Raw genomic sequence first — 26,241 nt, 5'->3', positions numbered from 1 at the left:
CGGGGCGTGTTCTAGGCGAGGATGGCGGGCCAGACAAGGCGCTGCAATAATATTTCCGTCACGGCGTCGCCGGACTGTGAAATTCGCGACCCGCCTGAAGAAAGCGCGTGGAAACAAAGCGCTAGCGTCACAGCACTGATCAGGTCGCACGGTGTCGCGAGGCAGAACAGGAGCTGGCCATGGAGCATGTGACGATTCGAGCCAACGGCGCGGCGTTCCACGTCGCAAAGACCGGCAAGGGCAGGCCGCTGCTGCTGCTGCACGGCTGGCCGGAATTCTGGCTGACCTGGAAGCCGGTGATGACCCGGCTGGCCGACCGCTTCACGCTGATCGCGCCCGATTTGCGCGGCTTCGGCGACAGCGACAAGCCCGCGGGACCTTACGGCCCCGATCAACATGCCGACGACATGCTGGCGCTGCTGGACGCGCTCGGCATAGCGAAAGCCGGCGTCGTCGGCCATGACGTCGGCGGCGCGGTGATGCAGCCCTTGGCCCGCAAGGCGCCCGAGCGCATCGCCGGCCTGTTCTTCTTCGATTTTGTCTACCCTGGCATCGGTGCCCGCATGGCTGCGCCCGACCGGCTGAACCACATCTGGTACCAATCGTTCCACCAGATGGAGATGGCACCAGCGCTGGTCGGCGCGACGCGCGAGAATTGCCGGACCTATATCGGCCATTTCCTGCGCAACTGGTCGCATCGCAAGGCCGCCTTCGATGACGTGCTCGAGGCCTTCACCGACAACTTCTTCAAGCCGGGTAACCTCGCCGGCGGCTTCGCCCACTACCGCGCGGCGCATGCGGCACGCGTGAAGATGATGCAGGGCGAGGCCCTGGCGCTGCCGCCTATCGCGGTGCCAACCTGCATCCGCTGGGCGGAGCACGATCCGCTGTTTCCCTATGCCTGGACCGACCGGCTCGGCGAAACCTTCACTCATCTCGACCTGAAGATGTTTCCCGACGTCGGGCATTTTCCGCATCGTGAGCACCCCGACCGCGCGGCCTCCGAGATCGCGGGCTTCTTCGGTCGAATCAATTGGAGGTAGAACGGCGGGTGGGACCGCCAGACGCGACAAAAATACTGGCGGTCCCTTGCCGCTGCTTGAAAATTGCCGGCTTGGAAGTGCGGCTTCGCTGGCCGGCGGAGCGACATGGGGACGGTAGCAACCCGCCCGGAATCGGCAACGCCAAGCCGATCTTAACCTAACCGGTCAACCTTACCGCGCCAGGGCGCCCGGAAGCGAAGCTGGCTCCGGGCCTCAAGGAACTCGTTGATTTCACATCCGGGTTGCGGTCCTAAAGCGGCGCCCGGAGGGCCAAAATGACGCCAAACCCTTCATTTTTGGCCGGTTTTTGCCCTGCTTTGCCTTGACTCTCCGCGATTTGCGGCTATAAGTCCCCCGCATCCGGCGCGAGGATTTCTCGCGCCGCTTGTCTTTGTGCGAATTTGTGCGGACTTGTGCCCGTTTCGCGCGAGACACGTACCCTAAACCCGACTGAACAAGAAGCCGGCCCGGATGCGTCCGAGGCCGGGATCGAACACGAAGGAATCAAACGATGTTCGCAGTCATCAAAACCGGCGGCCGGCAGTACCGTGTCGTTCCGAATGATGTACTCGAGATAGGCAAGATCGCCGGCGACGTCGGCACGATCGTGCAGCTTGGTGAAGTTCTGGTGCTCGGCGGTGACACGCCGGTGCTGGGAACGCCCACCGTGGCAGGCGCCTCCGTTGCAGCCGAAGTGCTGCAGCACAAGCGCGGCGCCAAGGTGATCGCGTTCAAGAAGCGTCGCCGCAAGAATTCACGCCGCAAGCGCGGTTACCGCGATGAGCTGACGGTGCTTCGCATCACCGAGATCCTCGCCGATAACGCCAAGCCGACCATCGGCCCGCGGCCGAAGAGGGAAAAGGTCGCAGCGCCCGCCGATGGCGAGGACGCCGCACCCAAGGCGGCCAAGAAGAAGGCGCCGGCCGCCAAGAAGGCTCCGGCCAAGAAGGCCGCCGCCAAAAGCGAGAAGAAGTGATCATCGCGCTTCACGAATTGAAGCGTGACAAAATGTGAAATGATTCCGTCAAGGAATTGATCTAGAGATCAAAGCGAAGTCGGAGACGGGCTATGGCTCACAAAAAAGCAGGCGGTTCATCGCGCAACGGACGTGATTCCAAGGGCAAGCGCCTTGGCATCAAGGCGTTCGGCGGCGAGCGCGTGATCCCCGGTAACATCATCGCGCGTCAGCGCGGCACCACCTGGCATCCCGGCCTTAATGTCGGCATGGGCACCGATCATACTCTCTTCGCCAAGATCGAGGGTCATGTCGAGTTCCGTGCCAAAGCCAACGGCCGCACATTCGTATCGGTTATCCCGATGGCGGAAGCGGCCAAGTAGACGGTGGACAAACACAAGTCCGCCGGGTCCTGTTGAACCGGCGGAGTCGCAAAGGGCTCCAGGGGAGGCGGGATAACCGGCCTCCCTTTTTTGTTGCGCGTGTTCCGGTTCGATCACGTGTGACGTTCCAAGCGTTGCGTAACATTTTTTCGCATCACAGGAGCCCGACATGTTGCAGGAAATCCCGACGCCGACGACCTTGCGTGAGGCAAGAGCTTGCGTCCTCGAGACCGAACGGCTGACATTGCGCAAGCCGACTCTCGCGGACGTAAAAGCAATTGCTCGCCTCGCCAATGATCGCCGCATCGCCGAGAACACCCGCCGCCTGCCGTACCCCTACAGCCAGGACGACGCCATCGACTTCGTGCGAGCCCTCGCCGAACGCGGACGCGAAACGGCTTTCCTGATCGAGAACAATCACACGCCGATCGGCATGGTCGGCATCGACTGGCGCGACGGGATCACGCCGGAGCTCGGCTACTGGCTCGGCGTCGACCATTGGGGCCAGGGCTTCGGCACCGAGGCCGCTCGCGCGGTGATCGATTACTTCTTCGAGGAGTTCGACCTCGACCACCTGATCTCCGGCGCGCGGGTGGTGAACCCGTCGTCGCGCAACATCCTCGAGAAGTGCGGCTTCCAGTGGAGCGGCGTCGAGCTGCATCGTTTCGAGGCGCTCGGCTCGTCGAGCCCGGTCGACTGCTTCCGTCTCTCGCGGAGCGTCTGGGCGTCGCTGAAGAACTGGAACAATTCGACGCGCCGGCACGGATAGTTCTTCGCCGCCAACATCGTGGCCTCGGCTCAATGCCGAGGCCACTCGATCACGCCGGCGGATTCACCGCAGGCTCCTCGCGTCCGAGCTGCTGCTCGCGCAGGAAGATGTAGAGGCCTGCTGCGATGATGATCGCGGCGCCGAAGATCGTGGCCCATGACGGCACGTCGCCGAACACCGCGAAGCCGAAGATCACCGCCCACACGATCATCGAATATTGGTAGGGCACCACGACGCTGGCCGGTGCGAGCTTCAGCGAGCGGTTGACGCAGAACAGCGCGGCGACCGAGATGAGGCCGGCGGCGGCGAACAGCACCAGGCTGCCAGCGGTCGGCGTCACCCAGCCGATCGGCGAGAGCACCGCGCCCAGGACGAACGTGCCGCAAAATTGCGACGTCGTCAGGACGATGTCGGGCGTCGCACGCAGCGAGCGGGTGATCAGCATCAGCAGCGCGAACGAGGTGCTGCCGCCGAGCGCAATCAGCGCGGGCCAGCTCACCGTCTGCGTCGATGGCCTGAGCGCGATCAGTACGCCGCAGAAGCCGATCAGGATCGCAGTCCAGCGCCGCCAGCCGACATGCTCGCCGAGCACGAGGCCGGACAGCGCGGTGACGAAGATCGGGCACGCCAGATAGTAGGTGATGACGTCGGCGAGCGGCAGATAGACGGTCGCCAGAAAGAACGCCGCGACCTCCAGCGTCGACAGCGTGACGCGCAGCAATTGCAGCCACGGGCGCTCGAGATGCAGAAAATCCGCACGCCGCTGCCACACGATCGGCAGCAGCACGAGCAACGCCGCGCAGGCGCGCAGCCATAGGAGCTGCCCGACCGAGTAGGTCGCGACGATGAATTTGCCCATCGCGTCGCCGAACGAGAACATGAAGATCGACAGCAGCATCAGGCCGATGCCGGCGAGCCGCGCCGATCGATCGTCGTAGGAGGACAGTTTTGCGAACAGGCTCATCTTGCTCTTGTCGCCGCCGCGTGTGAGTCGGGCCGCTCTTGTTGCCGGTTTTAGCGAGGTGGCCGCGCAGGACAACCCCGGGGGTTGCGATCGCACCAATTGTCGCAGTCCGGTGCCTGCGCTACCGGTGGGTCAGCCATTCAGGAAACAGTGCAGGAAAACGCCGCATGACCGAGTTCGACCCCACCCAACATCGCATGGTGACCGCGCAGCGCTGGTTCGAGGATTTTGTGCTCGGCGAGCGCTTCGTGATTCCGAGCCGGACCCAAACCTCCGCCGTGTTTGCCGCATTCCAGACCGCGAGCGGCGACACCCATCCGATCCACTATGACGTCGAATATTGCCGCGCGCGCGGCATGCCGGACCTGCTTGCGCATGGTTTCCAGACCCTGGTGCACACCGCGCCGGGCGCGGGGTTGTTTCCCTATGTGGTGGAGGAGTCGCTGATCGGCTTCCTCGAGCAGTCGAGCAAGTTCCTGAAACCGGTCTATGCCGGCGACACCATCTATCCGGCGCTGGAAGTGATCGAGCTCGCCCCGGGCCGCACCACCGGCGTGGTGACGCTGCGCTCGACCGTGCACAACCAGCGCCGCGAACTGGTGTTGGAGGGGGTGCAGAAGTTCTTGGTGCGGCGGCGCCCGGGTTAGCGCCGAGAGGCCGCAAGAAGGCCCGACAATTAAGGCTTTTTGCCGAAGTCAGGGCGCTTCCGGGTTGCCGCCGCGACCGCCCTGCCCTAACTAGTAACGATCATGAAATTCCTCGATGAAGCGAAGGTCTATATCCGCTCCGGCGACGGCGGCAACGGCTGCGTCGCGTTCCGGCGCGAGAAGTTCATCGAGTTCGGCGGCCCCTCCGGCGGCAATGGCGGTCGCGGCGGCGACGTCATCATCGAATCCGTCGACGGCCTGAACACGCTGATCGACTATCGCTATCAGCAGCACTTCAAGGCGCAGAAGGGCGGCAATGGCATGGGCAAGGACCGCCACGGCGCCAACGGCAAGCCGATCCTGCTGAAGGTGCCGGTCGGCACCCAAGTGTTCGACGAAGACCGCGAGACGCTGATCCACGACTTTACGAAGCTCGGCGAGAAATTCGTGCTCGCCAAGGGCGGCAATGGCGGTTTCGGCAACGCGCATTTCAAATCCTCCACCAATCGCGCACCGCGCAACGCCAATCCCGGCGCGCCGGGCGAAGAGCGCTGGATCTGGCTGCGGCTGAAGCTGATTGCCGATGCCGGTCTCGTCGGTCTGCCCAACGCCGGCAAATCGACCTTCCTGTCGGTGGTCAGTGCGGCGCGGCCGAAGATCGCCGACTATCCCTTCACCACGCTGCACCCGCAGCTCGGCGTGGTGAACTTCGGCGGCCGCGAATTCGTGCTGGCCGACATTCCCGGGCTGATCGAAGGCGCGCATGAAGGCGCCGGCCTCGGCGACCGTTTCCTCGGCCATGTCGAGCGCTGCCGCGTGCTGCTGCACCTGGTGGATGCGACCTGCGAGCATGCCGGCAAGGCCTACAAGACCGTGCGTACCGAGCTCGAAGCGTATGAGGGCCATCTGGCCGACAAGATCGAGATCGTCGGGCTGAACAAGATCGACGCGGTCGCGCCGGAAGAATTGAAGAAGCAGAAGGACCGGCTGAAGCGGGCGGCGAAGAAGACGCCACTGCTGCTGTCCGGGGCCACCGGCACAGGTGTGCAGGACGCGCTTGGCGCACTCGTCGAGGTGATCGGCGAGGCGCCGGTGTCCAGCAAGGCCAAGGGCGAGGCGGAGCCGTGGGCGACGCCGGTGCCGCAGGGTTGAACGACAAGGTCGAACAAGCCTTGCACTTCCCAAGCCACGTTGTGGCGCGTATTGCTTCCACCTTCCTGCTAGACCGAACCCATGAAACGCCCCGCGCTCAAGAATTTTCGCCGTATCGTCGTCAAGGTCGGCTCATCATTGCTGGTCGATTCGGAGGCCGGCGAGGTGCGCGCGGCGTGGCTTTCGGCGCTGGTTGACGACATCGCCAGGCTGCATAAGGAAGGCCGTGAGGTCATGGTGGTGTCGTCGGGCTCGATCGCGCTCGGCCGCAGCCGACTCAAGCTGCCGCGCGGACCGCTGAAGCTCGAGGAGAGCCAGGGCGCCGCCGCGGTCGGGCAGATCGCGCTGGCGCGGATCTGGTCGGAGGTGCTCGGCCGTCACGGCATTGGCGCAGGGCAAATCCTGGTCACGCTGCAGGACACCGAGGAGCGCCGCCGCTATCTCAACGCGCGCTCGACGATCGCAAAGCTGCTCGAATGGCACGCGGTGCCCGTCATCAACGAGAACGACACGGTCGCCACCAACGAGATCCGCTACGGCGACAATGATCGCCTCGCCGCCCGCGTCGCCACCATGACGAGCGCGGACCTGCTGATCCTGCTGTCGGACATCGACGGCCTCTACACCGCACCGCCGGCGGTTGATCCCGATGCGAAGCTGATCCCGGTCGTCGAAAGCATCACCGCGGAGATCGAGGCGATGGCGGGCTCTGCCGGATCCGAGCTGTCGCGCGGCGGCATGACCACCAAGATCGAGGCCGGCAAGATCGCGACCACCGCGGGCACGCATATGCTGATCGCCTCCGGCAAGATCGAGCATCCCTTGCAGGCGATCGCCGACGGCGGCCGCTGCACCTGGTTCCTGACCCCGGCCAATCCCGTCACCGCGCGCAAGCGCTGGATCGCGGGTTCGCTGGAGCCGAAGGGCACGCTGACCATCGACGCCGGCGCCGTGAATGCGCTGCGCGCCGGCAAGAGCCTGTTGCCGGCCGGCGTCATCCGGGTCGACGGCCAGTTCGCCCGCGGCGACGCCGTGGTGGTGCGCGGCCCCGACACCCATGAAATCGGCCGCGGCCTGGTCGCCTATGACGCCGAGGAGGCCGAGCGGATCAAGGGCCATTCCTCGCCGGAGGTGATGGCCATTCTGGGCACCAGCGGCCGCTCCGAGATGATCCATCGCGACGATCTCGTGGTCGGCCCGGCCGGGCCAATCCCGGCCAAATAGGCCATTGGCCGACCTGCCGGCGGTCGGCCGCCCATCTGCCATGCCGGTTCCGCGCCTCGCCAACCCCTCAATTGCCATGCTAGAATATGACGTTAGAGCATCATCCGGACCAGAACGGCCGCGTTAGCGAAAAGTGGAAACCGGTTTTCCGAAGAGATGATGCTCACATAGAAGCTGGGACGTCCATGACCACGCCTCTGAAGGCGATCGACGGCAACGCCGATCTCTCCGCCCTGATGACCGATCTCGCCGCCAAGGCGAGCGCCGCCGCGCGCGTGCTGGCGCTGGCGCCGCCGGAGCAGAAGGACCGGGCACTCGCCGCGATCGAACGCGCGATCCGCGCCAACGCGGCAGCCATCCTTGCCGCCAATGCCGAGGATGTCGCGGAGGCGCGCGCCGCCGGCACGACCTCGGCGCTCCTCGACCGCCTGACGCTGACGCAGGCGCGCATCGACGGCATGGCCGATGGGGTTGCGACCGTGCGCGAGATTCCCGATCCGGTCGGTGCCGTCACCGAGCGCTGGCAGCGGCCGAACGGCATGACGATCGAGCGCGTGCGCGTGCCGCTCGGCGTGATCGGCGTGATCTTCGAGAGCCGCCCCAACGTCGCCGCCGACGCCGGCGTGCTGTGCCTGAAGTCGGGCAATGCGGTGATCCTGCGCGGCGGCTCGGACAGCTTCCGCTCCTGCCGCGCAATCCATGATTGCCTGGTGCAGGGCCTGCGCGAAGCCGGCTTGCCCGAAGCCGCGATCACCCTGGTGCCGACGCGCGACCGCGCTGCGGTCGGCCTGATGCTGTCGGGGCTCAATGGCGGCATCGACGTGATCGTGCCGCGCGGAGGCAAGAGCCTGGTCGCACGCGTCGAGGAGGAAGCACGCGTGCCGGTGTTCGCGCATCTCGAAGGCGTCAATCACGTCTATGTCGATGCCGGCGCCGATCTCGAGATGGCGAAGTCGATCGTGCTGAACGCCAAGATGCGCCGCACCGGCGTCTGCGGCGCGGCCGAGACGCTACTGGTCGATCGGGCCGCCGCGGCGAGCAGCTTGAAGCCGCTGGTCGAGATGCTGCTCGACGCCGGCTGCGAGGTTCGCGGCGACGACGCCGTGCAGAAGGTCGATGTGCGCGTCAAACCGGCGTCCGATGAGGATTGGAACACCGAATATCTCGACGCCGTCATCGCAGCCCGCGTCGTCAATGGTGTCGACGATGCGATCGCGCATATCCACGACCACGGCTCGCACCATACCGATTCGATCGTGACCGAGGACGCCAAGGCCGCCGAGAAATTCCTGAGCGAGGTCGACTCCGCGATCGTGCTGCACAACGCATCGACCCAGTTCGCCGACGGCGGCGAGTTCGGCTTCGGCGCCGAGATCGGAATCGCCACCGGCAAATTCCACGCCCGCGGCCCGGTCGGCGCCGAGCAACTGACGAGCTTCAAGTACCGCGTCCACGGCACCGGGCAGACGCGGCCGTGATCATTGTCCCACGCGCACGGTAGACCATTGCAGCAAGCTTCGACCGTGCCGTACCCCGCAGCCCAGGCGCTGCCGTTCTATACCAACGGCATGCGGATCGGGCTGCTGGGCGGCTCGTTCAATCCGCCCCACGCGGCGCATCGCGCCATCAGCCTGTTCGCGATCAAGAGATTGCAGCTCGATCGCGTCTGGTGGCTGCTGACGCCGGGCAATCCGCTGAAGAACCATGACGGGCTGCGTGCGCTTGCCGAACGCGCCGACGCTGCGCGCCGCGTTGCCGATGATCCGCGCATCGACATCAGCTGTCTCGAAGCTGTCATTGGTACGCGCTACACTGTCGACACAATCATCCACTTGCGCCGCCGCGTCTCCGGCGTGCACTTTGTCTGGATCATGGGCGCTGACAACCTCGCGCAGTTCCACCGCTGGAAAGACTGGCGGCGCATCGCCTCCGATGTGCCGATTGCCGTGATCGACCGCCCGCCCCAAAGTTTCCGCGCCCTTGCCGCACCGGCAGCACAGGCGCTCGCGCGCTACCGCTTGCCCGAGAACCAGGCGACGCGGCTGGCCGATCAGCGCGCCCCGGCCTGGGTATTCCTGACCGGCATGAAATCCAAGCTGTCTTCGACCGGCCTTCGGAACCCTGACGGGAGCTGGAGGACGGCGTGAAGCACAAGAGGGTTACTGGAATATTGAAACCATTAACCCCACATGCGTAGTATGGTGTGTGGGCGCCGAGGATTCGGCACCCGCGATACAGTGAAAGGAATGGTCCCTGGCCACATCTGTATTGTCCAAGTCTGTTTTACCCAAGGTTCCCAAGACTGCGCGTAAAACATCGACGAAAACCGCGGCCTTGCAGGCGCAACCCGGCGCCGACAAGACGCTGAGCCTGATCCTCTCCCGCCTCGAGGATATGAAGGCGGAAGAGACGGTCACAATCGACCTTCGCGGCAAATCCGCATATTCCGATTACATGATCATCACCTCGGGCCGGGCCAACCGGCACGTCGGTGCGATCGCGGAAAATGTGACGAAGGGCCTGAAGGAAAACGGCGTCAAGAGCATTCACGTCGAGGGCTTGCCCAATTGCGACTGGGTGCTGATCGATTCCGGCGACGTGATCGTGCACGTGTTCAGACCCGAGGTGCGCGAGTTCTACAATCTCGAGCGGTTGTGGACTCAGAACCCGGCAGTCGCGGCGGTCTAAGGCTTATCGAAGCCGATGCGAATCGGCAGCAGCGCAGCTAGTCTGCACGCGCGCCTCAGGGCGCGCGAGTGTCAGGCTTGACGCGTTTTCTGCGGCAAACCGGTTTCCACTTTGCCGGAAAACGCTTTTATGCGCCTCGTTGTGATCTGCATCGGCCGTCTGAAACCGGGCCCGGAACGGGAGCTCGCCGAGCGTTATCGCGCGCGCTTTGACGATATCGGCCGCAAGCTCGGCTTTCGCGGCCTCGATATCCATGACATTGCGGAAAGCCGCGCACGTGACGCCAATGCGCGCATCGCCGAAGAGGCCGCAGCCATCGCCGCGGTGGTCCCGGAAAAGCATGTGCTGGTCGCGCTCGACGAACGCGGCAAGAGCGTCGACAGCGCAAGTTTCGCCCGGCAGCTCGGCCGCTGGCGCGACGAGGGAATCGCAAATACTGTCTTCGTGATCGGCGGCGCCGACGGACTTTCGCCCGAATTGCAGCGCAAGGCTTCGTTACGCATTGCATTCGGCTCCGCGACCTGGCCGCATCAAATGGTCCGCGTCATGCTCCTGGAACAAATTTATCGGGCCGCCACCATTCTGGCCGGCCACCCCTATCACCGCGCATGAATGCCGTAACGAACAGTCGATAGCGCTGAACAAAAACTGGATGCAACACAGGCGGGACATGGTTTCGTATTTCGGCGCTGCGTGTCGCGCCTGGCTGCCCGTATCGCAGCTGCTGTCGATCGTCATGCTCGCCGCGAGCCCGCTCTCGCCGGTGCACGCGCAAGCCGCGCTGCCGGAGCAACAGGCCGCGGTGACGACGGCATCGCCCGACGCCATCAAGCAGCGTGAACAGGAGCTCGAGGCCGCACGCGAGCAGCAACGCAAGGCGACCGAGCTGCAGGAGAAGTTGAAGGCCGAGATCGCGGCAATCGGCCAGGACCGCAGCAAGCTCAACCAGCAGCTGATCGACATCGCCGGCCAGGTGCGAAGCGTCGAGACGCGGATCGCGGACGCCGAGGCGCGCCTGCAGCCGCTCGACGGCCGCGAGCGCGACATCCGCGCCTCGCTCGATTCGCGCCGCGCCGAGATCATCGAAGTGCTCGCCGCACTCCAGCGTGCGGGGCGACGGACGCCGCCGGCGCTTTTGGTGCGGCCCGAGGACGCGCTGCAATCGCTGCGCACCGCGATGCTGCTCGGGGCGGTGGTGCCGGAGTTACGCGGCCGCGCCGAGAAGCTTGCAACCGACCTCGGCGAGCTGGTCGCGCTCCGCAAGACCATCTCGACCGAGCGCGACGCGCTGGCACGCGACCGCGACAAGCTCAAGGAGGACCAGACCCGCCTTACGGCGCTGGTCGACGAGCGGCAGCGACAGCAGGCCGCGGCCGAGAAGGACATGGAAGCCGAGGGCACCCGCGCCATCGCGCTGTCGAAGCAGGTCGACGACCTGCAAGGCCTGATCGCCAAGATGGAGCAGGATCTGAAGAGCGCGGCCAAGGCCGCCGCCACGGCCAATCTCCAGGGCGCGCCGGCGACCGTCAACGGCAAGCCGAATCTGGAGGCCTTCAAGAACCCGGCCCGGATGAGTCCGGCGGTCGCCTTCGCCTCGGCCAAGGGGCTGTTCTCGTACCCCGTGAACGGCACCAAGATTCGCGATTTTGGCGGTTCCGATGGCGCGGGCGGCGTACAAAAAGGCATTTCTTTGGCGACCAAGGCCGGCGCGCAGGTCACAAGCCCGTGTGACGGCTGGGTTGTTTACGCAGGCCCTTTCCGCAGCTACGGACAACTCTTGATCCTCAATGCCGGGGGCGGGTATCATGTCCTGATCGCCGGGATGGAGCACATTTCGGTTAACATCGGCCAGTTTGTACTTACGGGGGAGCCGGTAGCGACCATGGGCTCGACATCCCAAGTCGCATCCATTCTCGCGACCAATGCGAGCCAGCCAGTGCTCTATGTCGAGTTCCGGAAAGACGGCACTCCAATCGATCCAGGTCCATGGTGGGCCGCAAATGAAGGCGAAAAGGTTCGCGGATGATGCGCAAGACTTCTGTAATTCTCCTCAGCGCCGCCACCGGCGCGGCACTGACGCTTTTCGTCACGCAGCCCCGTGCTGTGCTGATGGGATCGAGCGCGCGCGCCGCGACGTCTGATACCTACCGCCAGCTCAATCTGTTCGGCGACGTGTTCGAGCGCGTGCGCAGCGACTATGTCGAGAAGCCCGACGACAGCAAGCTGATCGAATCCGCCATCTCGGGCATGCTGTCCGGCCTCGATCCGCACTCCAGCTACATGGACGCCAAGAGCTTCCGCGACATGCAGGTGCAGACCCGCGGCGAATTCGGCGGGCTCGGCATCGAAGTCACGATGGAAGACGGGCTGATCAAGGTCGTCTCGCCGATCGACGACACCCCGGCTTCGAAGGCCGGCATCATGGCCAACGACATCATCACCACGCTGGACGACGAGGCCGTGCAGGGCCTGACGCTCAACCAGGCGGTCGAGAAGATGCGCGGCCCGGTCAACACCAAGATCAAGCTCAGGATCATCCGCAAGGGCCAGGACAATCCGATCGACGTCACGCTGGTGCGCGACAACATCCGCGTCCGTTCGGTGCGCGCGCGCGTCGAGGCCGACGACATCGCCTATATCCGCATCACCACCTTCAACGAGCAGACCACCGAAGGCCTGAAGAAGGAGATCGCCAATCTGCAGAACCAGATCGGCGACAAGCTGAAGGGCTACATCATCGACCTCAGAAACAACCCAGGCGGTCTGCTTGAAGAGGCGGTCACTGTGTCCGACTCCTTCCTGGAGCGCGGCGAGATCGTCTCGACCCGCGGACGCAACGCCGAGGAGACGCAGCGCCGCACCGCTCATCCGGGCGACCTGACCAAGGGCAAGCCGGTCATCGTGCTGATCAACGGCGGCTCGGCGTCGGCTTCCGAGATCGTCGCCGGCGCGCTGCAGGACCACAAGCGCGCGACGCTGGTCGGCACGCGCTCGTTCGGCAAGGGCTCTGTGCAGACCATCATCCCGCTCGGCTCGGGCAACGGCGCGCTGCGCCTGACCACCGCGCGCTACTACACACCGTCGGGCAAGTCGATCCAGGCCAAGGGCATCGTGCCCGATATCGAGGTGCTGCAGGACGTGCCGGACGAGCTGAAGGCACGGACCGACACCAAGGGCGAGGCCTCGCTCCGCGGCCATTTGAAGACGAACGATGGCGACGAGAAAACCGGCTCGCAGTCCTACGTGCCGCCGGACGCCAAGGACGACAAGGCCCTGAAGATGGCCGACGACCTCCTGCACGGCATCAAGTCGACCTCGAGCGCGCCGGCGGCGCCTGCGCCCGGCGACAAGGCCGCAGTCGACAAGCCGGCCAGCAAGGCCGCGAACTGATCCGATCGATCGATTCGGCGAAAGGGCGGCCCTCGGGTCGCCCTTTTTGCTTTTGGGACCGACCATCCGGCGCCCGCACCGTGCTTTGACGGGTCGGCGCAGTGCGCGGGAATGCACTGCATCGTGCTATCGTTCGCGCTGTTGATTCGGGGAGGACGATGGCAGAGGCGGCCGACGAACTGAGCACGCCGCTTGGGCAGAACACCGTGGGCAAATCGCGCCGGTTCCGCCTGCCCTTCACGGCGATGCAGGCGCTCGCCGCGCTGCTGGGGCTGTTATTGGTTGCCTTCGTCGGCATTGCACTGTTCAACGACAACCCGCTTGGCGGCGAGCCAATCGCCCATATCGCGCTGCGCAAGGCGCCGCCCGCCGCGGCGGATGACAAGCATTCCGCGGCCAGCCAGGCCGCCGAACCCGCGGCCAAATCCACCGCCAAGCCGCCGGCCGCTGCCGGCGACGTCAAGACGGTCACGATCATCGATGGCTCGAGCGGCAAGCGCCAGGACGTGGTGATCGGCGGTGGCGATCCGAGCGACACGGCCAATGGCGACACACCCGCCCCCGCGATGACCGGCGCCGACCCGCGTCTGCTCGAAAAGTCCCGCTACGGCATGATCCCGGTGGTCGCCGACGGCCTGAAGCCATTCACGGTCTATGCGGCCGACGCCGACCGCGCCAAGGCGGCCAGGATGCCTGTGGTGGCCGTCGTGGTCGCCGGCCTTGGCGTCGGCGCCGCCAAGACGACCGAAGCCATCATGAAGCTGCCGCCAGCCGTGACGCTGGCCTTCACGCCCTATGGGGCCGACCCCGGCAAGCTCGCCGAGCGCGCCCGAACGCAGCGCCATGAGATCCTGCTGCAGATCCCGATGGAACCGTTCGACTACCCCGACAACGATCCCGGGCCGCAGACCCTGCTGACCACGCTCAACGGCGAGCAGAACCTCGACCGCTTCTACTGGCACCTGAGCCGTCTGCAAGGCTATGCCGGGATCGCCAACTTCATGGGCGCACGCTTCGTTGCGACCGATCCCGTGATGCTGCCGATCATCCGCGAGGCGGCCAAGCGCGGCCTCGGCTATTTCGACGATGGTTCCACCCCCCGCAGCGTCGCCCCGGCGCTGGCCACGAGCCAGGGCGTGCCGTTCGCCAAGGCCGATTTCAGCATCGACGCGGTGCCAACCTCCGCCGAGATCGACCGCACGCTGGTCAAGCTGGAGACGCTCGCCAAGGAACGCGGCACCGCCGTCGGCGTCGCCTCGGCCCTGCCGGTCTCGATCGAGCGACTCGGCGCCTGGATCAAGACGCTGGACTCCAAGGGTATCATGCTTGTGCCATTGACAACGGCGATGCTGAAATCAAAATCGAGCTAAAGATCAATCTGTTGGTGCAGCTTTAGACCTTGCCGGGGGGCCGGGTCGGGCGGCCCCGGGATATGCGAGGTATCGGCGGCATGGCACGTTATGAAGACCTGCCCTATCGCACCTGCGTCGGCATCATGCTGCTGAATGCGGCGGGACTGGTCTTCATCGGACGCCGCGCCGGCGGCATAGAACATGTTAACGAGGCCCATGTCTGGCAGATGCCGCAAGGCGGCGTCGATCCCGGCGAGGATACGTTTCAGGCTGCCAAGCGCGAGCTCTATGAGGAGACCAGCATCAGATCTGTGGAGAAGCTCGGCGAGGTCGCCGACTGGCTGATCTATGACATCCCGCGCACCGTCGCGGGCCGCGCCTGGAAAGGTCGCTATCGCGGCCAGCGGCAGAAGTGGTTCGCGCTGCGCTTCACCGGCAAGGACAACGAGATCAACGTTGCCAATCCCGGCGGCGGGCACAAGGCGGAGTTCATCTCCTGGCGCTGGGAGCCGATGAAGAACCTCCCCGAACTGATCGTGCCGTTCAAGCGACCGGTCTACGAGCGCGTGGTGAGGGAATTCGCAGCCCTGGCGGCGAAGTAACCGGCCGGCACGACCACCGTCATGTCATCAAGCAAGCCCTATCGCCCCAACGTGGGCATCGCACTGTTCAGCCCCGCAGGACGCGTGCTGATCGGCCGTCGATTCAAGGATGACGGTCCGGAGATCGTGCTGCCCGGTCTCGAATGGCAGATGCCGCAGGGCGGCATCGATGCGGGCGAGGATCCGCGCGACGCCGTCATGCGCGAGCTCTGGGAAGAGACCGGGGCGGTCGGCGCCGACTATCTCGGCGAGACCGACTGGATGACCTACGAATTCCCGCCCTATGACGGACCAGCATCGCACCGGCTGGCGAAATTCCGCGGCCAGCGGCAAAAGTGGTTCGCGCTCCGCTTCACCGGGCGCGATGACGAGATCGACCCGTTGACGCCGCGCAACGGCCAGCCGGCCGAGTTCGATCAATGGCGCTGGGAACGGCTCGACCGCGTCGCCGATCTCGTGGTCCCATTCCGCCGCGACGTCTATCGCGCCGTCGCCGCGCGCTTTGCGGAGTTCGCGGGCTAAAGCGCGATGAGATCAGGTTGAATCATCATCGCGCTTTAGCTCTTTGTTTGAGCATGATCTTTTCGGAAAACCGCTTCACACTTTTCCGGATCATGCTCAAGTGCAACAAGCAACAGCGCCCGCCAGGATCTGGCGAGCGCTGTACTCATTCAAGTTTGTAAGGCGATGAGCGGCCGGAGACGGCCTAATGCATCGCCGTCGTGTTGAGTTCGTTCTGGATGCTCTTGAAGTGATCTAGACGCTCGATCGCATGATCGAGCTCGGACCCTTCCTTCTCGGCGAGCTTTTCCTGCATCTCGTTGATCGTCTCTGCGAACTTCGCACGATCGAGATCGGCAATCGCGGTCGCGACGTCGGCCAGCACGGTCAGCCCCTTGTCCGACATCTCGGCGAGACCGCCGAGCACGATGACCTTCTCGCGCTTGCCCGCCGTGGTGACGGTCAGGATGCCCGGGCGAACCGCGGCGACGACCGGAGCGTGTCCGGCGAGGACGCCGAAATCGCCTTCCACGCCGGGGACGTCAACCTGATCGACCTCGCCGGAGAAAGCGAGCTTTTCGGGAGAGACGAGATCGAAGTGGAAGGTAGCCATGGTGACCCTGCGAGTAGTGAATAGCGAATAGCGAGTAGCGGCGGAGGGAGAAGCGAGCGATACCGCTATTCGCTACTCCCGCTTCGCCAATCGCTTGCTTACGCCGCCTCGGCGGCGAGCTTCTTGCCCTTCTCGACGGCTTCTTCGATGGTGCCGACCATGTAGAAGGCCGCTTCCGGCAGGTGGTCATACTTGCCCTGGCAGAGGTCGCGGAAGCCCTTGATGGTGTCGGCGAGGTCGACGAACTTGCCCGGCGAACCGGTGAACACTTCGGCGACGTGGAACGGCTGCGACAGGAAGCGCTCGACCTTGCGGGCGCGGGCAACCGTCAGCTTGTCCTCTTCCGACAATTCGTCCATGCCGAGAATGGCGATGATGTCCTGCAGCGACTTGTAGCGCTGCAGGATCTGCTGAACCAAGCGCGCGGTCTGATAGTGCTCTTCGCCGACGACGAGCGGCGACAGCATGCGCGAGGTCGAGTCGAGCGGGTCCACCGCCGGGTAGATGCCCTTTTCCGAGATCGCGCGCGACAGCACCGTGGTGGCGTCCAAGTGCGCGAAGGACGTGGCGGGCGCCGGGTCGGTCAAGTCGTCGGCCGGCACGTAGATCGCCTGCACCGAGGTGATCGAGCCCTTCTGGGTGGTGGTGATGCGCTCCTGCAGCGCGCCCATGTCGGTCGCGAGCGTCGGCTGATAACCCACGGCGCTCGGAATACGGCCGAGCAGCGCCGACACTTCCGAGCCCGCCTGGGTGAACCGGAAGATGTTGTCGACGAAGAACAGCACGTCCTGGCCCTGATCGCGGAAGTGCTCGGCGACGGTCAGACCGGTGAGGCCGACGCGGGCACGGGCGCCCGGCGGCTCGTTCATCTGGCCGAACACCAGCGCGCACTTCGACTTCACGCTCGGATCCGGATTGTGCGGATCGGCGTTGACCTTCGATTCGATGAACTCGTGATAGAGGTCGTTGCCTTCGCGGGTGCGCTCACCGACGCCGGCGAACACGGAATAACCACCGTGCGCCTTCGCGACGTTGTTGATCAGTTCCTGAATCAGCACGGTCTTGCCGACGCCGGCGCCGCCGAACAGGCCGATCTTGCCGCCCTTGGCGTAGGGCGCGAGCAGGTCGACGACCTTGATGCCGGTGACGAGAATCTCGGCTTCGGTCGACTGGTCGGTGTAGGTCGGCGCGTCCTGATGGATGGCGCGCAGGCCTTCGGACTTGATCGGGCCGGCTTCGTCGATCGGCTCGCCGACGACGTTGATGATGCGCCCGAGCGTGCCTTCACCAACCGGCACCCGGATCGGCGCGCCGGTGTCGGTCACTTCCTGGCCGCGAACCAGACCTTCGGTGGTGTCCATCGCGATCGTGCGCACGGTCGACTCACCGAGGTGCTGCGCGACCTCGAGCACCAGGCGGTTGCCGCCGTTCTTGGTCTCGAGCGAGTTGAGAATCGCCGGAAGGTGGCCTTCGAACTGCACGTCGACCACGGCACCCGTGACCTGGGTAATGCGACCGATCTGGTTGGCTGCTGTAGCCATGGACTGTTCTCCTTCGAAAATCTGCCTTAGACCGCCTCGGCGCCGGAGATGATTTCAATCAGCTCCTTCGTGATCATGGCCTGGCGGGTCCGGTTGTAGATCAGGGTTTGCTTGCGGATCATTTCGCCGGCGTTGCGGGTCGCGTTGTCCATCGCGCTCATCTGCGCGCCGTAGAACGAGGCGTTATTCTCCAGCAATGCGCGGAAGATCTGCACCGCGAGGTTGCGCGGCAGCAGGCGGGTGAGGATCTCGTCCTCCTCCGGCTCGTATTCGTAGGACGTGGAGGGAGCCGCATTGGCCGCGGGCGCGTTGACCTCCAGCGGGATGATCTGCTGCGCGGTCGGAAGCTGCGCGATCACCGACTTGAAGCGCGAGTAGAACAGCGTGCAGACATCGAACTCACCGGCCTCGAACCGCGCCAGCACCTTGTTGGCGATGTCCTCGGCATTGACGAAACCGAGCTGGCGCACCGAGCGCAGGTCGAGATGCTCGACGATCTGCCGCTCGAAGGTCCGGCGCAGCTGCTCATAGCCCTTGCGGCCGACGCAGAAGAACTTGACCTCTTTGCCCTGCGCGATCAGCGACTGCGCCCGCTCGCGCGCCAGGCGTACGATGGACGAGTTGAACGCACCCGACAGGCCACGCTCGCCGGTGCAGACCAGCAGGAGATGGACTTGGTCCTTGCCGGTGCCGGCCAGCAACGTCGGCGCACCCGGCGAACCGTTGGCTGCGGCGGCGATGTTGGAAATCACCGCGTCCATCTTGTCGGCATAGGGCCGCGCCGCTTCTGCGGCGTTCTGCGCGCGGCGCAGCTTCGAGGCTGCGACCATCTGCATGGCCTTGGTGATCTTCTGCGTCGCCTTGGTCGAGGCGATGCGGACCCGCATGTCTTTCAGTGACGCCATTCTTCGTTCACCCCGGCGATCCGACCGCCAGGGTCAGATCGCAAGCCTCCGTTCGTCACGCCCGGCGGCGAGCCGGGCGACGGCCCCATTGTTATGCAAACGTCTTGGCGAAGCCTTCGACCGCCGACTTCAGCTTGGCAGCGGTGTCGTCGGAGAGGTCGCGGCTGTCGCGGATCGCGTTGAGGATCTCGACGTTCTTGCCGCGCAACAGCGACAGCAGACCTTCCTCGAACGCCTTCACCTTGTTGAGCGGCAGCGGATCGAGATAGCCGTTGGTGCCGGCCCAGATCACGCAGACCTGCTCTTCCATCTTCAGCGGCGAGAACTGCGGCTGCTTCAACAGCTCGGTCAGGCGCGAGCCGCGGTTGAGCAGGCGCTGCGTCGAGGCGTCGAGGTCTGAGCCGAACTGCGCGAACGCCGCCATTTCGCGGTATTGCGCGAGCTCACCCTTGATCTTGCCGGCGACCTTCTTGGTTGCCTTGGTCTGCGCCGACGAGCCGACGCGCGACACCGACAGACCGACGTTCACCGCGGGACGGATACCCTGGAAGAACAGATCGGTCTCCAGGAAGATCTGGCCGTCGGTGATCGAAATCACGTTGGTCGGAATGTAGGCCGACACGTCGTTGGCCTGGGTTTCGATGACCGGCAGCGCGGTCAGCGAGCCCGAACCATGCTCCTTGTTGAGCTTGGCGGCGCGCTCGAGCAGGCGGGAGTGCAGATAGAACACGTCGCCCGGATAGGCTTCGCGGCCCGGCGGACGGCGCAGCAGCAGCGACATCTGGCGATAGGCGACGGCCTGCTTCGACAAGTCGTCATAGATGATCACGGCGTGCATGCCGTTGTCGCGGAAGTATTCGCCCATGGTGCAGCCGGTGAACGGCGCGATGTACTGCATCGGAGCCGGATCGGATGCCGTGGCCGCGACCACGATCGAGTATTCGAGCGCGCCCTGCTCCTCGAGCACCTTCACGAACTGGGCGACGGTGGAGCGCTTCTGGCCGACCGCGACATAGACGCAGTACAGCTTGAGGTTCTCGTCCGGCTGGGCGTTGAGCGGCTTCTGGTTCAGGATGGTGTCGAGCGCGATCGCGGTCTTGCCGGTCTGGCGGTCGCCGATGATCAGCTCGCGCTGACCGCGGCCGATCGGGATCAGCGCGTCGATCGCCTTCAGGCCGGTCGCCATCGGCTCGTTCACCGACTTGCGCGGAATGATGCCGGGCGCCTTGACATCGACGCGCTTGCGCTCGGTGGCCTGGATCGGCCCCTTGCCGTCGATCGGGTTGCCGAGCGCGTCGACGACGCGGCCGAGCAGACCCTTGCCGACCGGCGTGTCCACGATGGAGCGGGTGCGCTTGACGGTCTGGCCTTCCTTGATCTCGCGGTCGGCGCCGAAGATCACGATACCGACGTTGTCGGTTTCGAGGTTGAGCGCCATGCCGCGGGTGCCGTTCTCGAACTCGACCATTTCACCGGCCTGGACATTGTCGAGACCGTAGACGCGGGCAATACCGTCACCGACCGACAGCACCTGTCCGACTTCGGTAACCTCGGCTTCCTGGCCGAAATTCTTGATCTGGTCCTTGAGGATCGCGGAAATTTCCGCGGCGCGGATGTCCATCAGCCTGCCTCTTTCATCGCGTTCTTGATCGAATTGAGTTTGGTGCGAAGCGAACCATCCACCATGCGGCTACCGAGCTTGACCACCAGGCCACCGATAATGGAGGGATCGACCTTCACGTTGAGCGCGACGTCCTTGCCCGTCACCGATTTCAGTGCGGCCTTCAGCGCGTCGAGATTCTTGTCACTGAGCTGCTCGGCGACGGTGACTTCGGCAGTCGCCTCGCCCTTGTATTTCGCCACCAGCGCGCGATAGGCGCGGATCACATCGGCAACGGCGAACAGCCGGCGATTGGCGGTGAGCACTTTGAGGAATTTTGCGGAGGTGCCCGAGATACCGGCCTTGTCGAGCACTGCGGTCAGCGCCTTCAACTGCGCGTCCGCCGAGAACACCGGGCTGCGCACGAGCCGCTTGAGATCGGCACTCTCGTTGAGCAGAGCATCGAACTTGTCGAGATCGGCCCTCACTTCATCAACGGATTTTTCGTCGCGCGCCAACTCGAACAAGGCCGTTGCATAACGACCGGACACTCCCGAAACGGACGGATCTTCAGCAGCCACGAGCTCGCTCTTTTTTGCTGTCAAACTCGCAAGGGAAAAACCGTCGCCACCGAAAGCAGCGCCTAGCGATCCAAGCCCTTGGAATTCAAGCGGGACTTCGATTTTCGACCGACACGGGACGTGCCAGGACCGTTAAAATCGCGGCTTTGCTAACATAGCAATCGCACAGGTGCAACATGACGGCATAGGCCGGTGCTGCCTTGTCGCACACGCGCCTGCCCCCGTCCGCGCAAGCCGAATCAGGAAATTCTGCGCGCGGGAATTTGCCGCTCCGGCCACCGACGGTTCGCCAAGCCTGAGTTGGTTCCAGCAAAAATTTGCATGGGTCCATGCGCGGCTGCGCACGGAACCGATCACCGGCGCGTGTTCCATTTGGCGAATACTTACTCAAAACTTACTTCAGCACCGCTAAACAGTATTCGTGAGTATTTAACTCTTTAAAAATTGGTTAAAGAACAAGATTACGGAACCTCGCTGGAATACCCTAAAGCGGTAACAAGATATTTCAACCGGAGACAATCCGGATTTACTGCCCAATTCGTGCCTCATTGCGAAACCAAACGGCCCTGGTCAACGAAGGGATGGGGGTTCCACTTGCCACGCTTGTGGCAATACTGTCTGAGGGTCTTAATCAATGCGAAATATGAAGAAGGCGCTGGGTGGGGTAACCCAGTCGCGCACGGCGCTCGCTGTTGTCGCCGCCACTCTCCTGGTCGGGGGCAGCGTCACGGAGGCGTCCGCGAAGTCCAGGCATCATCATTACCGCCATCACCATCATCACCACGCCCGCGCCGAAACCTCCGCCTGGCGCGACGCCAACGCATCGATTGCCCAGCCGACCGGCGGCCGCATGTTCTCGGGAATGGCCTCCTTCTACGGCAACGAGTCCGGCAGCCGCACCGCTTCCGGCCAGCGCTTCAACCAGAACGCCATGACCGCGGCCCACCGCTCGCTGCCGTTCGGCACCAAGCTCCGCGTCACCCATGGCGGCCGCAGCGTCGTCGTCACCATCAATGATCGTGGCCCGTTCGTTCGTGGCCGCGTGCTCGACCTCTCCACCGGCGCAGCTCGCGCCATCGGCCTCACTGGTGCCGGCGTCGGCCGCGTCACCGCCGAGGTCATCTCCTGAGGCGTCCACCACGCCACCTTCCGTTCACAGTGTTCGGTAAGCGTTGCGTAGCGTAACGGTTGCGGATCTTGTTCCGCGCCGATCAGGCCTGCCGTCGCGAATGACGGCAGGCTCTTCGTTTCACAGGAAGCTTTGCGGATCGACGTCGACCTCGAGCTTCAGATTGCCCTTGGTCTTGGGACCCGCGGCCAGCCATTCGCGCAGATACTGCGACAGGTCGACATTGCGCAGCGACTTCACCAGCAGACGAAAACGATAGCGGCCCTTGATGACCGCAAGCGGCGCCTCGGCGGGACCGAGCACCTGGATCCGCTCGTCGAGCGGCGCGACCGCGGCGAGCTTGCGGGCGAAGCCTTCTGCCGTGGGACGATCGCCGGCCGAGATGATCAGGCTCGCCAGCCGGCCGAACGGCGGATAGCCGGTGCGTTCCCGGATCTCGATCTCGCTGGCATAGAACGCCTCGCGGTCGTTCGCGATCAAGGCCTTGATGACGGGATGCTCCGGCTGGTGCGTCTGCAGATAGCCGACACCGCGCCCCTGCTCGCGGCCGGCACGGCCGACCACCTGGTTCAAAAGCTGGAACGTGCGCTCGGCCGCGCGTGGATCACCGTTGCTCAAGCCCAGATCGGCATCAACGACGCCAACCAGATTGAGCCGCGGAAAATTGTGCCCCTTCGCTACGAGCTGGGTGCCGATGATGATGTCGACGCGCCCCTCGGCGATCTCGTTCAGCTCGCTGCGCATGGTCTCGATCGAGGTGATGAGATCGCTGGACAGCACCATGGTGCGGGCCTCCGGGAAGATGCTCGCCGCCTCCTCCTGCAGCCGTTCGACGCCGGGACCGACGGCGACCAGCGATTCCTCGGCCGCGCAGTGTGGACAGATGTTCGGCCGCGGCATCGAGAAGCCACAGTGATGGCAGACCAGCCGCTGGCGGAAGCGATGATCGACCAGCCAGGCATCGCAGATCGTGCAGGCGAAGCGATGGCCGCAGGCGCGGCACAGTGTCAGCGGCGCATAGCCGCGGCGATTGAGAAACAGCAGCGCCTGCTCGCGCCGCTCGATCGCATGGCGGATCTGCTCGGCGAGCGGTGGCGAGATGAAGCGGCCGCGCGGCGGCGGCGCGCGCCGCATGTCGATCGCCTCGATATGCGGCATGTGCTGGCCGCCGAACCGCGACGGCAGCGCCACGCGCTGGTAGCGCCCCTTGCGCGCATTGACCTCGCTCTCGACCGACGGCGTGGCGGAGGCCAGCACGATCGGGATCCTGGCGATATGCGCACGCACCACCGCCATGTCGCGGGCGTGATAATGCGCGCCGTCGTCCTGCTTGTAGGCCTGGTCGTGCTCTTCATCGACGACGATGAGGCCGAGATCGGCATAGGGCAGGAACAGCGCCGAACGCGCGCCGACCACGACCGGCGCCTTGCCCTCCGAGATCGCCGCCCAATTCCGCGCGCGCGTGCGCGGCGTCAGCTCCGAATGCCATTCGAGCGGCCGCACCCCGAAGCGCTGCGCGAAGCGGTCGAGGAACTGGCCGGTCAGCGCGATTTCGGGCATCAGGATCAGCGACTGCTTGCCGCGGCGGATGTTTTCGGCGATCGCCTCGAAATAGACTTCGGTCTTGCCGGAGCCGGTGACGCCGTCGAGCAGCGCGACATGAAAGCTGCCGCTTGCGGCGAGCGTCCGCATCACGTCGACAGCGCTGCGCTGCTCGCGCGAGAAATCAGGCTGCGCGTAGGATGGGTCCGGAGGCGGCGGCGCCTGCGGCGGCGGCATCGCCTCGACCGTCAGCGTGCCCTCGTCGACCAGGCCGTCGATTACGCCCGAACTGACGCCGGCCTCCCGCGCCGCCTCCGACTTGCCATGCAGCAGGCCGTCCGACAGCACCTCGATCACCCGCCGGCGCGCCGGCGTCAGGCGCCGTGGCGCCTCGCCGACCAGGCGCACGCCGAGACGGGTGCGTTCGGGCCCGAGATTCTCGCCCATGCGCAGCGTCATCCGCAGCACCATGCCGCGGGCCGACAATGTGTAGTTGGACACCCAATCGACGAGCTGGCGCAGTTCCGCTTTCAGCGGCGGGATGTCGAGCTTCTCGCTGACGTCCTTGAGCCGATTGTGCAGCCGCGGATCGGGATTCGCGTTCTCGGCCCACACGACCGCGACGACCTCGCGCGGCCCCAGCGGAACGCAGACGACATCGCCCGGCGCCAGCGCCATACCGCGCGGAATCCGGTAGGAATAGGTCTGATTCAGCGCGACAGGCACCAGCACGTCGACGACGCGCGTCGTCGATGTCGAAGTCGTACTGCTGCGCGTCGCGTGGTCCATCCGAGAATCGATCTTTGAGCCGCGGCAGGCTAGCGCCGCCCCAGCCAGTTAGCGAACGGTAAACGAAACCGGTGCGATATAATCAAGGGAATCGCAACGCCAATAGCGTCATGACCAAAACAAACCAGGCAAGCACGGAGCCGGTGACCCAGCCGCTCGAGCTCGACTGCGCCGACGCAAGCGTCACGCAGGAGATGACGCGCTGGCTGTCGCATCTGCGCGCCGAGCGGCGGCTGTCGCCGAAGACGCTCGAGGCCTATGCCCGCGATGTGCGGCAATGCCTGGCCTTCCTGGCCGGGCATTGGGGCGCGCAGGTGACGCTCGCGGGTTTCGCCGCCCTGGAGGCCAGCGATGTCCGCGCCTTCATGGCGATGCGGCGCGCCGACGAGATCGGCGGGCGATCGCTGATGCGGGCGTTGGCGGGCTTGCGCTCGTTCGGGCGCTTCCTGGAACGCGAGGGCAAAGGCAAGGTCGGCGCGCTCTCGGCCATTCGTGCGCCGAAGATCGCAAAAAGCCTGCCGAAACCGATCCACATCGAAGCGGCAAAACGTTTCGCCGACGCCGATGAGCGCGCCGGCGAAGCCCGCGAGACCTGGATCCTCGTCCGTGACGCGGCGGTCATGGCGCTGCTCTATGGTTCGGGCCTGCGCATCTCGGAGGCACTCGGACTGAAACGCCGCGACGTGCCGAAGCCGGGCGAAGGCGACGTGCTCATCGTCACCGGCAAGGGCAACAAGACCCGCATGGTGCCGGTGTTGCAGAACGTGCTGCAGCTGATCGCGGACTACGCGGCGATCTGCCCGCATCAGCTCAATCCGACCGGGCCGATGTTCGTCGGCGCGCGCGGCGGCCCCCTAAGCCCGCGCATCATCCAACTTACGATGGAGCGGCTGCGTGGCGCGCTCGGCCTGCCCGACAGCGCAACGCCACACGCGCTGCGGCACTCCTTTGCCACGCATCTGCTCAGCCGCGGCGGCGACCTGCGCGCGATCCAGGAATTGCTCGGCCACGCCTCGCTATCGACCACGCAGATCTACACCGGCATCGACAGCGAACGCCTGCTCGAAGTGTATCGCTCGGCGCATCCGCGCGGGTGAGGCGGCGGGCTGCCTTCAAATGTGACGCAGACTGTTTCGGTCACCCCACCGACGCCGTTCAAATTCATACGCCCGCCACAAACGGCGCGCCCCTTGCGTTGCGGGCCGCATTCGGCAATCGTGTACCGGTCTCACCCGGAGGGGGAATCATGAGCGCACATGAAAGTATGGAGCACGCGGAGCATGTCGAGCATGCGTCCAGCGAGAACAAGAAGATCGCACTTCTGATCGCCGTGATCGCATTGTGCCTGGCCCTCTCGGAAACGCTCGGCAAGGGCGCACAGACCGAAACGATCAGCAAGAATGTCGAGGCCTCCAACCTCTGGGCCTTCTTCCAGGCCAAGAGCATTCGCCGCACCACCTTGCAGACCGCGGCCGAGCAGGGCAAGCTGAGCCTCGGCGGCACGGCCGACGACGCCACCAAGGCAACGCTGCAGAAGCAGATCGACGAATGGCAGAAGACCGCCGCGCGTTATCGCTCGGAGCCGGAAACCGGCGAAGGCACCGAGCAGCTGGCCGAGCGCGCCAAGCACGCCGAGCATGAGCGCGACGAGGCGACGGCGAAGTATCATCACTTCGAACTTGCCTCCGCCGCCTTCCAGATCGCGATCGTGCTGGCGTCCGCGACCATCATCACGGGCATGATCGCGCTGGCCTGGGTGTCAGGCCTCGTGACGCTCGCCGGCATCGTGATGACCGCGCTCGGCATCTTCCAGCCGCATTTGCTGCCGCTGCATTGAACCGCAGAGCCCCGGCTCTCTCACCGTCGCCCTG

General features: G+C 64.9%; 26 protein-coding genes. 19 read left to right on the top strand and 7 right to left on the bottom strand.

Annotation, left to right across the window (positions count from 1 at the left end; translation table 11 throughout):
* Nucleotides 1-179 precede the first annotated feature (179 nt).
* The 4 genes from MTX19_RS02145 to MTX19_RS02130 all read left to right on the top strand — a co-directional run bounded on the left by MTX19_RS02145 (nt 180) and on the right by MTX19_RS02130 (nt 3,150).
* Entirely contained in the window at nt 180-1,043 is an 864-nt protein-coding gene (locus MTX19_RS02145) for an alpha/beta hydrolase (protein WP_280982249.1), read from the top strand.
* Nucleotides 1,044-1,554: 511 nt separating this feature from the next.
* Nucleotides 1,555-2,019, top strand: a complete 465-nt coding sequence (gene rplU, locus MTX19_RS02140; RefSeq protein WP_280982248.1) for a 50S ribosomal protein L21 — start codon at nt 1,555-1,557, stop codon at nt 2,017-2,019.
* A 92-nt stretch (nt 2,020-2,111) separates the two neighbouring features.
* Nucleotides 2,112-2,381, top strand: coding sequence for a 50S ribosomal protein L27 (gene rpmA, locus MTX19_RS02135; RefSeq protein WP_280982247.1), 270 nt, complete (start codon nt 2,112-2,114; stop codon nt 2,379-2,381).
* 169 nt (nt 2,382-2,550) lie between these two features.
* Complete coding sequence (locus tag MTX19_RS02130; RefSeq protein ID WP_280982246.1) at nt 2,551-3,150, top strand: GNAT family N-acetyltransferase; 600 nt, start codon at nt 2,551-2,553, stop codon at nt 3,148-3,150.
* A 49-nt stretch (nt 3,151-3,199) separates the two neighbouring features.
* Here the strand turns inward: MTX19_RS02130 and MTX19_RS02125 are convergent, their stop codons facing one another.
* Entirely contained in the window at nt 3,200-4,114 is a 915-nt protein-coding gene (locus MTX19_RS02125; RefSeq protein ID WP_280982245.1) for a DMT family transporter, read from the bottom strand.
* A gap of 167 nt (nt 4,115-4,281) precedes the next feature.
* On the opposite strand from MTX19_RS02125, the gene MTX19_RS02120 reads away from it, so the two are divergent.
* The 12 genes from MTX19_RS02120 (at nt 4,282) to MTX19_RS02065 (ending at nt 15,691) form a co-directional block, all read left to right on the top strand.
* The gene (locus MTX19_RS02120; protein ID WP_280982244.1) at nt 4,282-4,761 is read left to right on the top strand and encodes a MaoC family dehydratase; all 480 of its coding nucleotides are present in this window, start codon (nt 4,282-4,284) and stop codon (nt 4,759-4,761) included.
* Between the two features lie 102 nt (nt 4,762-4,863).
* Nucleotides 4,864-5,913 (top strand): GTPase ObgE, encoded by a 1,050-nt coding sequence (obgE, locus tag MTX19_RS02115; protein WP_280985817.1) that lies wholly within the window; start codon nt 4,864-4,866, stop codon nt 5,911-5,913.
* A gap of 81 nt (nt 5,914-5,994) precedes the next feature.
* Nucleotides 5,995-7,137, top strand: a complete 1,143-nt coding sequence (gene proB, locus MTX19_RS02110) for a glutamate 5-kinase (protein WP_280982243.1) — start codon at nt 5,995-5,997, stop codon at nt 7,135-7,137.
* Between the two features lie 185 nt (nt 7,138-7,322).
* Nucleotides 7,323-8,615 carry a glutamate-5-semialdehyde dehydrogenase gene (locus MTX19_RS02105; protein WP_280982242.1) on the top strand — a complete coding sequence of 431 codons (1,293 nt, stop codon included), beginning with the start codon at nt 7,323-7,325 and terminating at the stop codon, nt 8,613-8,615.
* Between the two features lie 45 nt (nt 8,616-8,660).
* Nucleotides 8,661-9,284: a nicotinate-nucleotide adenylyltransferase gene (locus MTX19_RS02100; protein ID WP_280982241.1), complete on the top strand. Its 624-nt coding sequence runs from the start codon at nt 8,661-8,663 to the stop codon at nt 9,282-9,284.
* A 187-nt stretch (nt 9,285-9,471) separates the two neighbouring features.
* Nucleotides 9,472-9,825 (top strand): ribosome silencing factor, encoded by a 354-nt coding sequence (gene rsfS, locus MTX19_RS02095; protein ID WP_280975009.1) that lies wholly within the window; start codon nt 9,472-9,474, stop codon nt 9,823-9,825.
* Nucleotides 9,826-9,954: 129 nt separating this feature from the next.
* Nucleotides 9,955-10,437 (top strand): 23S rRNA (pseudouridine(1915)-N(3))-methyltransferase RlmH, encoded by a 483-nt coding sequence (rlmH, locus tag MTX19_RS02090; RefSeq protein WP_280982240.1) that lies wholly within the window; start codon nt 9,955-9,957, stop codon nt 10,435-10,437.
* Nucleotides 10,438-10,495: 58 nt separating this feature from the next.
* Nucleotides 10,496-11,851, top strand: coding sequence for a peptidoglycan DD-metalloendopeptidase family protein (locus MTX19_RS02085; protein ID WP_280985816.1), 1,356 nt, complete (start codon nt 10,496-10,498; stop codon nt 11,849-11,851).
* Nucleotides 11,848-13,215, top strand: coding sequence for a S41 family peptidase (locus MTX19_RS02080; RefSeq protein ID WP_280982239.1), 1,368 nt, complete (start codon nt 11,848-11,850; stop codon nt 13,213-13,215). The genes MTX19_RS02085 and MTX19_RS02080 overlap by 4 nt, the downstream gene beginning before the upstream one ends.
* Nucleotides 13,216-13,373: 158 nt before the next feature.
* Complete coding sequence (locus MTX19_RS02075) at nt 13,374-14,585, top strand: divergent polysaccharide deacetylase family protein (protein ID WP_280982238.1); 1,212 nt, start codon at nt 13,374-13,376, stop codon at nt 14,583-14,585.
* An 80-nt stretch (nt 14,586-14,665) separates the two neighbouring features.
* A complete protein-coding gene (locus MTX19_RS02070) occupies nt 14,666-15,169 on the top strand; it encodes an RNA pyrophosphohydrolase (RefSeq protein WP_280982237.1) in 504 nt (167 codons plus the stop codon).
* Nucleotides 15,170-15,190: 21 nt separating this feature from the next.
* A complete protein-coding gene (locus tag MTX19_RS02065) occupies nt 15,191-15,691 on the top strand; it encodes an RNA pyrophosphohydrolase (protein WP_280985815.1) in 501 nt (166 codons plus the stop codon).
* 184 nt (nt 15,692-15,875) lie between these two features.
* Here MTX19_RS02065 and MTX19_RS02060 read toward each other — a convergent pair whose 3' ends face one another.
* From MTX19_RS02060 to MTX19_RS02040, 5 genes are all read right to left on the bottom strand, one after another.
* Nucleotides 15,876-16,283, bottom strand: a complete 408-nt coding sequence (locus MTX19_RS02060) for a F0F1 ATP synthase subunit epsilon (protein WP_280975002.1) — start codon at nt 16,281-16,283, stop codon at nt 15,876-15,878.
* A gap of 98 nt (nt 16,284-16,381) precedes the next feature.
* On the bottom strand, nt 16,382-17,824 hold the full coding sequence (gene atpD / locus MTX19_RS02055; RefSeq protein WP_280975001.1) for a F0F1 ATP synthase subunit beta: 1,443 nt from the start codon (nt 17,822-17,824) through the stop codon (nt 16,382-16,384).
* Between the two features lie 26 nt (nt 17,825-17,850).
* Entirely contained in the window at nt 17,851-18,729 is an 879-nt protein-coding gene (locus tag MTX19_RS02050; protein WP_280982236.1) for a F0F1 ATP synthase subunit gamma, read from the bottom strand.
* A gap of 91 nt (nt 18,730-18,820) precedes the next feature.
* Nucleotides 18,821-20,350: a F0F1 ATP synthase subunit alpha gene (gene atpA, locus MTX19_RS02045; protein WP_280974999.1), complete on the bottom strand. Its 1,530-nt coding sequence runs from the start codon at nt 20,348-20,350 to the stop codon at nt 18,821-18,823.
* Nucleotides 20,350-20,910, bottom strand: coding sequence for a F0F1 ATP synthase subunit delta (locus tag MTX19_RS02040; protein ID WP_280982235.1), 561 nt, complete (start codon nt 20,908-20,910; stop codon nt 20,350-20,352). Before MTX19_RS02040 ends, atpA begins: the two co-directional genes overlap by 1 nt.
* A 634-nt stretch (nt 20,911-21,544) precedes the next feature.
* Between MTX19_RS02040 and MTX19_RS02035 the strand changes: the two genes are divergently transcribed.
* Nucleotides 21,545-22,039, top strand: a complete 495-nt coding sequence (locus tag MTX19_RS02035) for a septal ring lytic transglycosylase RlpA family protein (RefSeq protein ID WP_280982234.1) — start codon at nt 21,545-21,547, stop codon at nt 22,037-22,039.
* A 120-nt stretch (nt 22,040-22,159) separates the two neighbouring features.
* Here the strand turns inward: MTX19_RS02035 and MTX19_RS02030 are convergent, their stop codons facing one another.
* The gene (locus MTX19_RS02030; protein ID WP_280985814.1) at nt 22,160-24,370 is read right to left on the bottom strand and encodes a primosomal protein N'; all 2,211 of its coding nucleotides are present in this window, start codon (nt 24,368-24,370) and stop codon (nt 22,160-22,162) included.
* Between the two features lie 110 nt (nt 24,371-24,480).
* On the opposite strand from MTX19_RS02030, the gene MTX19_RS02025 reads away from it, so the two are divergent.
* On the top strand, nt 24,481-25,467 hold the full coding sequence (locus tag MTX19_RS02025; RefSeq protein WP_280982232.1) for a tyrosine recombinase XerC: 987 nt from the start codon (nt 24,481-24,483) through the stop codon (nt 25,465-25,467).
* Between the two features lie 149 nt (nt 25,468-25,616).
* Nucleotides 25,617-26,207 (top strand): DUF4337 domain-containing protein, encoded by a 591-nt coding sequence (locus MTX19_RS02020; protein ID WP_280982231.1) that lies wholly within the window; start codon nt 25,617-25,619, stop codon nt 26,205-26,207.
* Nucleotides 26,208-26,241: the final 34 nt, after the last annotated feature.

Origin of the sequence: Bradyrhizobium sp. ISRA464 (assembly GCF_029910095.1) — a bacterium.
Taxonomy (GTDB): Bacteria; Pseudomonadota; Alphaproteobacteria; order Rhizobiales; family Xanthobacteraceae; genus Bradyrhizobium.
Note: the sequence above shows the minus strand (reverse complement) of the source record. Positions and strands in the feature narration are given on the sequence as shown.

What these genes read in the sequence shown, in the direction of transcription:
- MTX19_RS02145 (WP_280982249.1), top strand. Translation starts at nt 180, where the DNA reads ATGGAGCATGTGACGATTCGAGCCAACGGCGCGGCGTTCCACGTCGCA.
- rplU (WP_280982248.1), top strand. Translation starts at nt 1,555, where the DNA reads ATGTTCGCAGTCATCAAAACCGGCGGCCGGCAGTACCGTGTCGTTCCG.
- rpmA (WP_280982247.1), top strand. Translation starts at nt 2,112, where the DNA reads ATGGCTCACAAAAAAGCAGGCGGTTCATCGCGCAACGGACGTGATTCC.
- MTX19_RS02130 (WP_280982246.1), top strand. Translation starts at nt 2,551, where the DNA reads ATGTTGCAGGAAATCCCGACGCCGACGACCTTGCGTGAGGCAAGAGCT.
- MTX19_RS02125 (WP_280982245.1), bottom strand. Translation starts at nt 4,114, where the DNA reads ATGAGCCTGTTCGCAAAACTGTCCTCCTACGACGATCGATCGGCGCGG.
- MTX19_RS02120 (WP_280982244.1), top strand. Translation starts at nt 4,282, where the DNA reads ATGACCGAGTTCGACCCCACCCAACATCGCATGGTGACCGCGCAGCGC.
- obgE (WP_280985817.1), top strand. Translation starts at nt 4,864, where the DNA reads ATGAAATTCCTCGATGAAGCGAAGGTCTATATCCGCTCCGGCGACGGC.
- proB (WP_280982243.1), top strand. Translation starts at nt 5,995, where the DNA reads ATGAAACGCCCCGCGCTCAAGAATTTTCGCCGTATCGTCGTCAAGGTC.
- MTX19_RS02105 (WP_280982242.1), top strand. Translation starts at nt 7,323, where the DNA reads ATGACCACGCCTCTGAAGGCGATCGACGGCAACGCCGATCTCTCCGCC.
- rlmH (WP_280982240.1), top strand. Translation starts at nt 9,955, where the DNA reads ATGCGCCTCGTTGTGATCTGCATCGGCCGTCTGAAACCGGGCCCGGAA.
- MTX19_RS02085 (WP_280985816.1), top strand. Translation starts at nt 10,496, where the DNA reads ATGGTTTCGTATTTCGGCGCTGCGTGTCGCGCCTGGCTGCCCGTATCG.
- MTX19_RS02080 (WP_280982239.1), top strand. Translation starts at nt 11,848, where the DNA reads ATGATGCGCAAGACTTCTGTAATTCTCCTCAGCGCCGCCACCGGCGCG.
- MTX19_RS02075 (WP_280982238.1), top strand. Translation starts at nt 13,374, where the DNA reads ATGGCAGAGGCGGCCGACGAACTGAGCACGCCGCTTGGGCAGAACACC.
- MTX19_RS02070 (WP_280982237.1), top strand. Translation starts at nt 14,666, where the DNA reads ATGGCACGTTATGAAGACCTGCCCTATCGCACCTGCGTCGGCATCATG.
- MTX19_RS02065 (WP_280985815.1), top strand. Translation starts at nt 15,191, where the DNA reads ATGTCATCAAGCAAGCCCTATCGCCCCAACGTGGGCATCGCACTGTTC.
- MTX19_RS02060 (WP_280975002.1), bottom strand. Translation starts at nt 16,283, where the DNA reads ATGGCTACCTTCCACTTCGATCTCGTCTCTCCCGAAAAGCTCGCTTTC.
- atpD (WP_280975001.1), bottom strand. Translation starts at nt 17,824, where the DNA reads ATGGCTACAGCAGCCAACCAGATCGGTCGCATTACCCAGGTCACGGGT.
- MTX19_RS02050 (WP_280982236.1), bottom strand. Translation starts at nt 18,729, where the DNA reads ATGGCGTCACTGAAAGACATGCGGGTCCGCATCGCCTCGACCAAGGCG.
- atpA (WP_280974999.1), bottom strand. Translation starts at nt 20,350, where the DNA reads ATGGACATCCGCGCCGCGGAAATTTCCGCGATCCTCAAGGACCAGATC.
- MTX19_RS02035 (WP_280982234.1), top strand. Translation starts at nt 21,545, where the DNA reads ATGCGAAATATGAAGAAGGCGCTGGGTGGGGTAACCCAGTCGCGCACG.
- MTX19_RS02030 (WP_280985814.1), bottom strand. Translation starts at nt 24,370, where the DNA reads ATGGACCACGCGACGCGCAGCAGTACGACTTCGACATCGACGACGCGC.
- MTX19_RS02025 (WP_280982232.1), top strand. Translation starts at nt 24,481, where the DNA reads ATGACCAAAACAAACCAGGCAAGCACGGAGCCGGTGACCCAGCCGCTC.
- MTX19_RS02020 (WP_280982231.1), top strand. Translation starts at nt 25,617, where the DNA reads ATGAGCGCACATGAAAGTATGGAGCACGCGGAGCATGTCGAGCATGCG.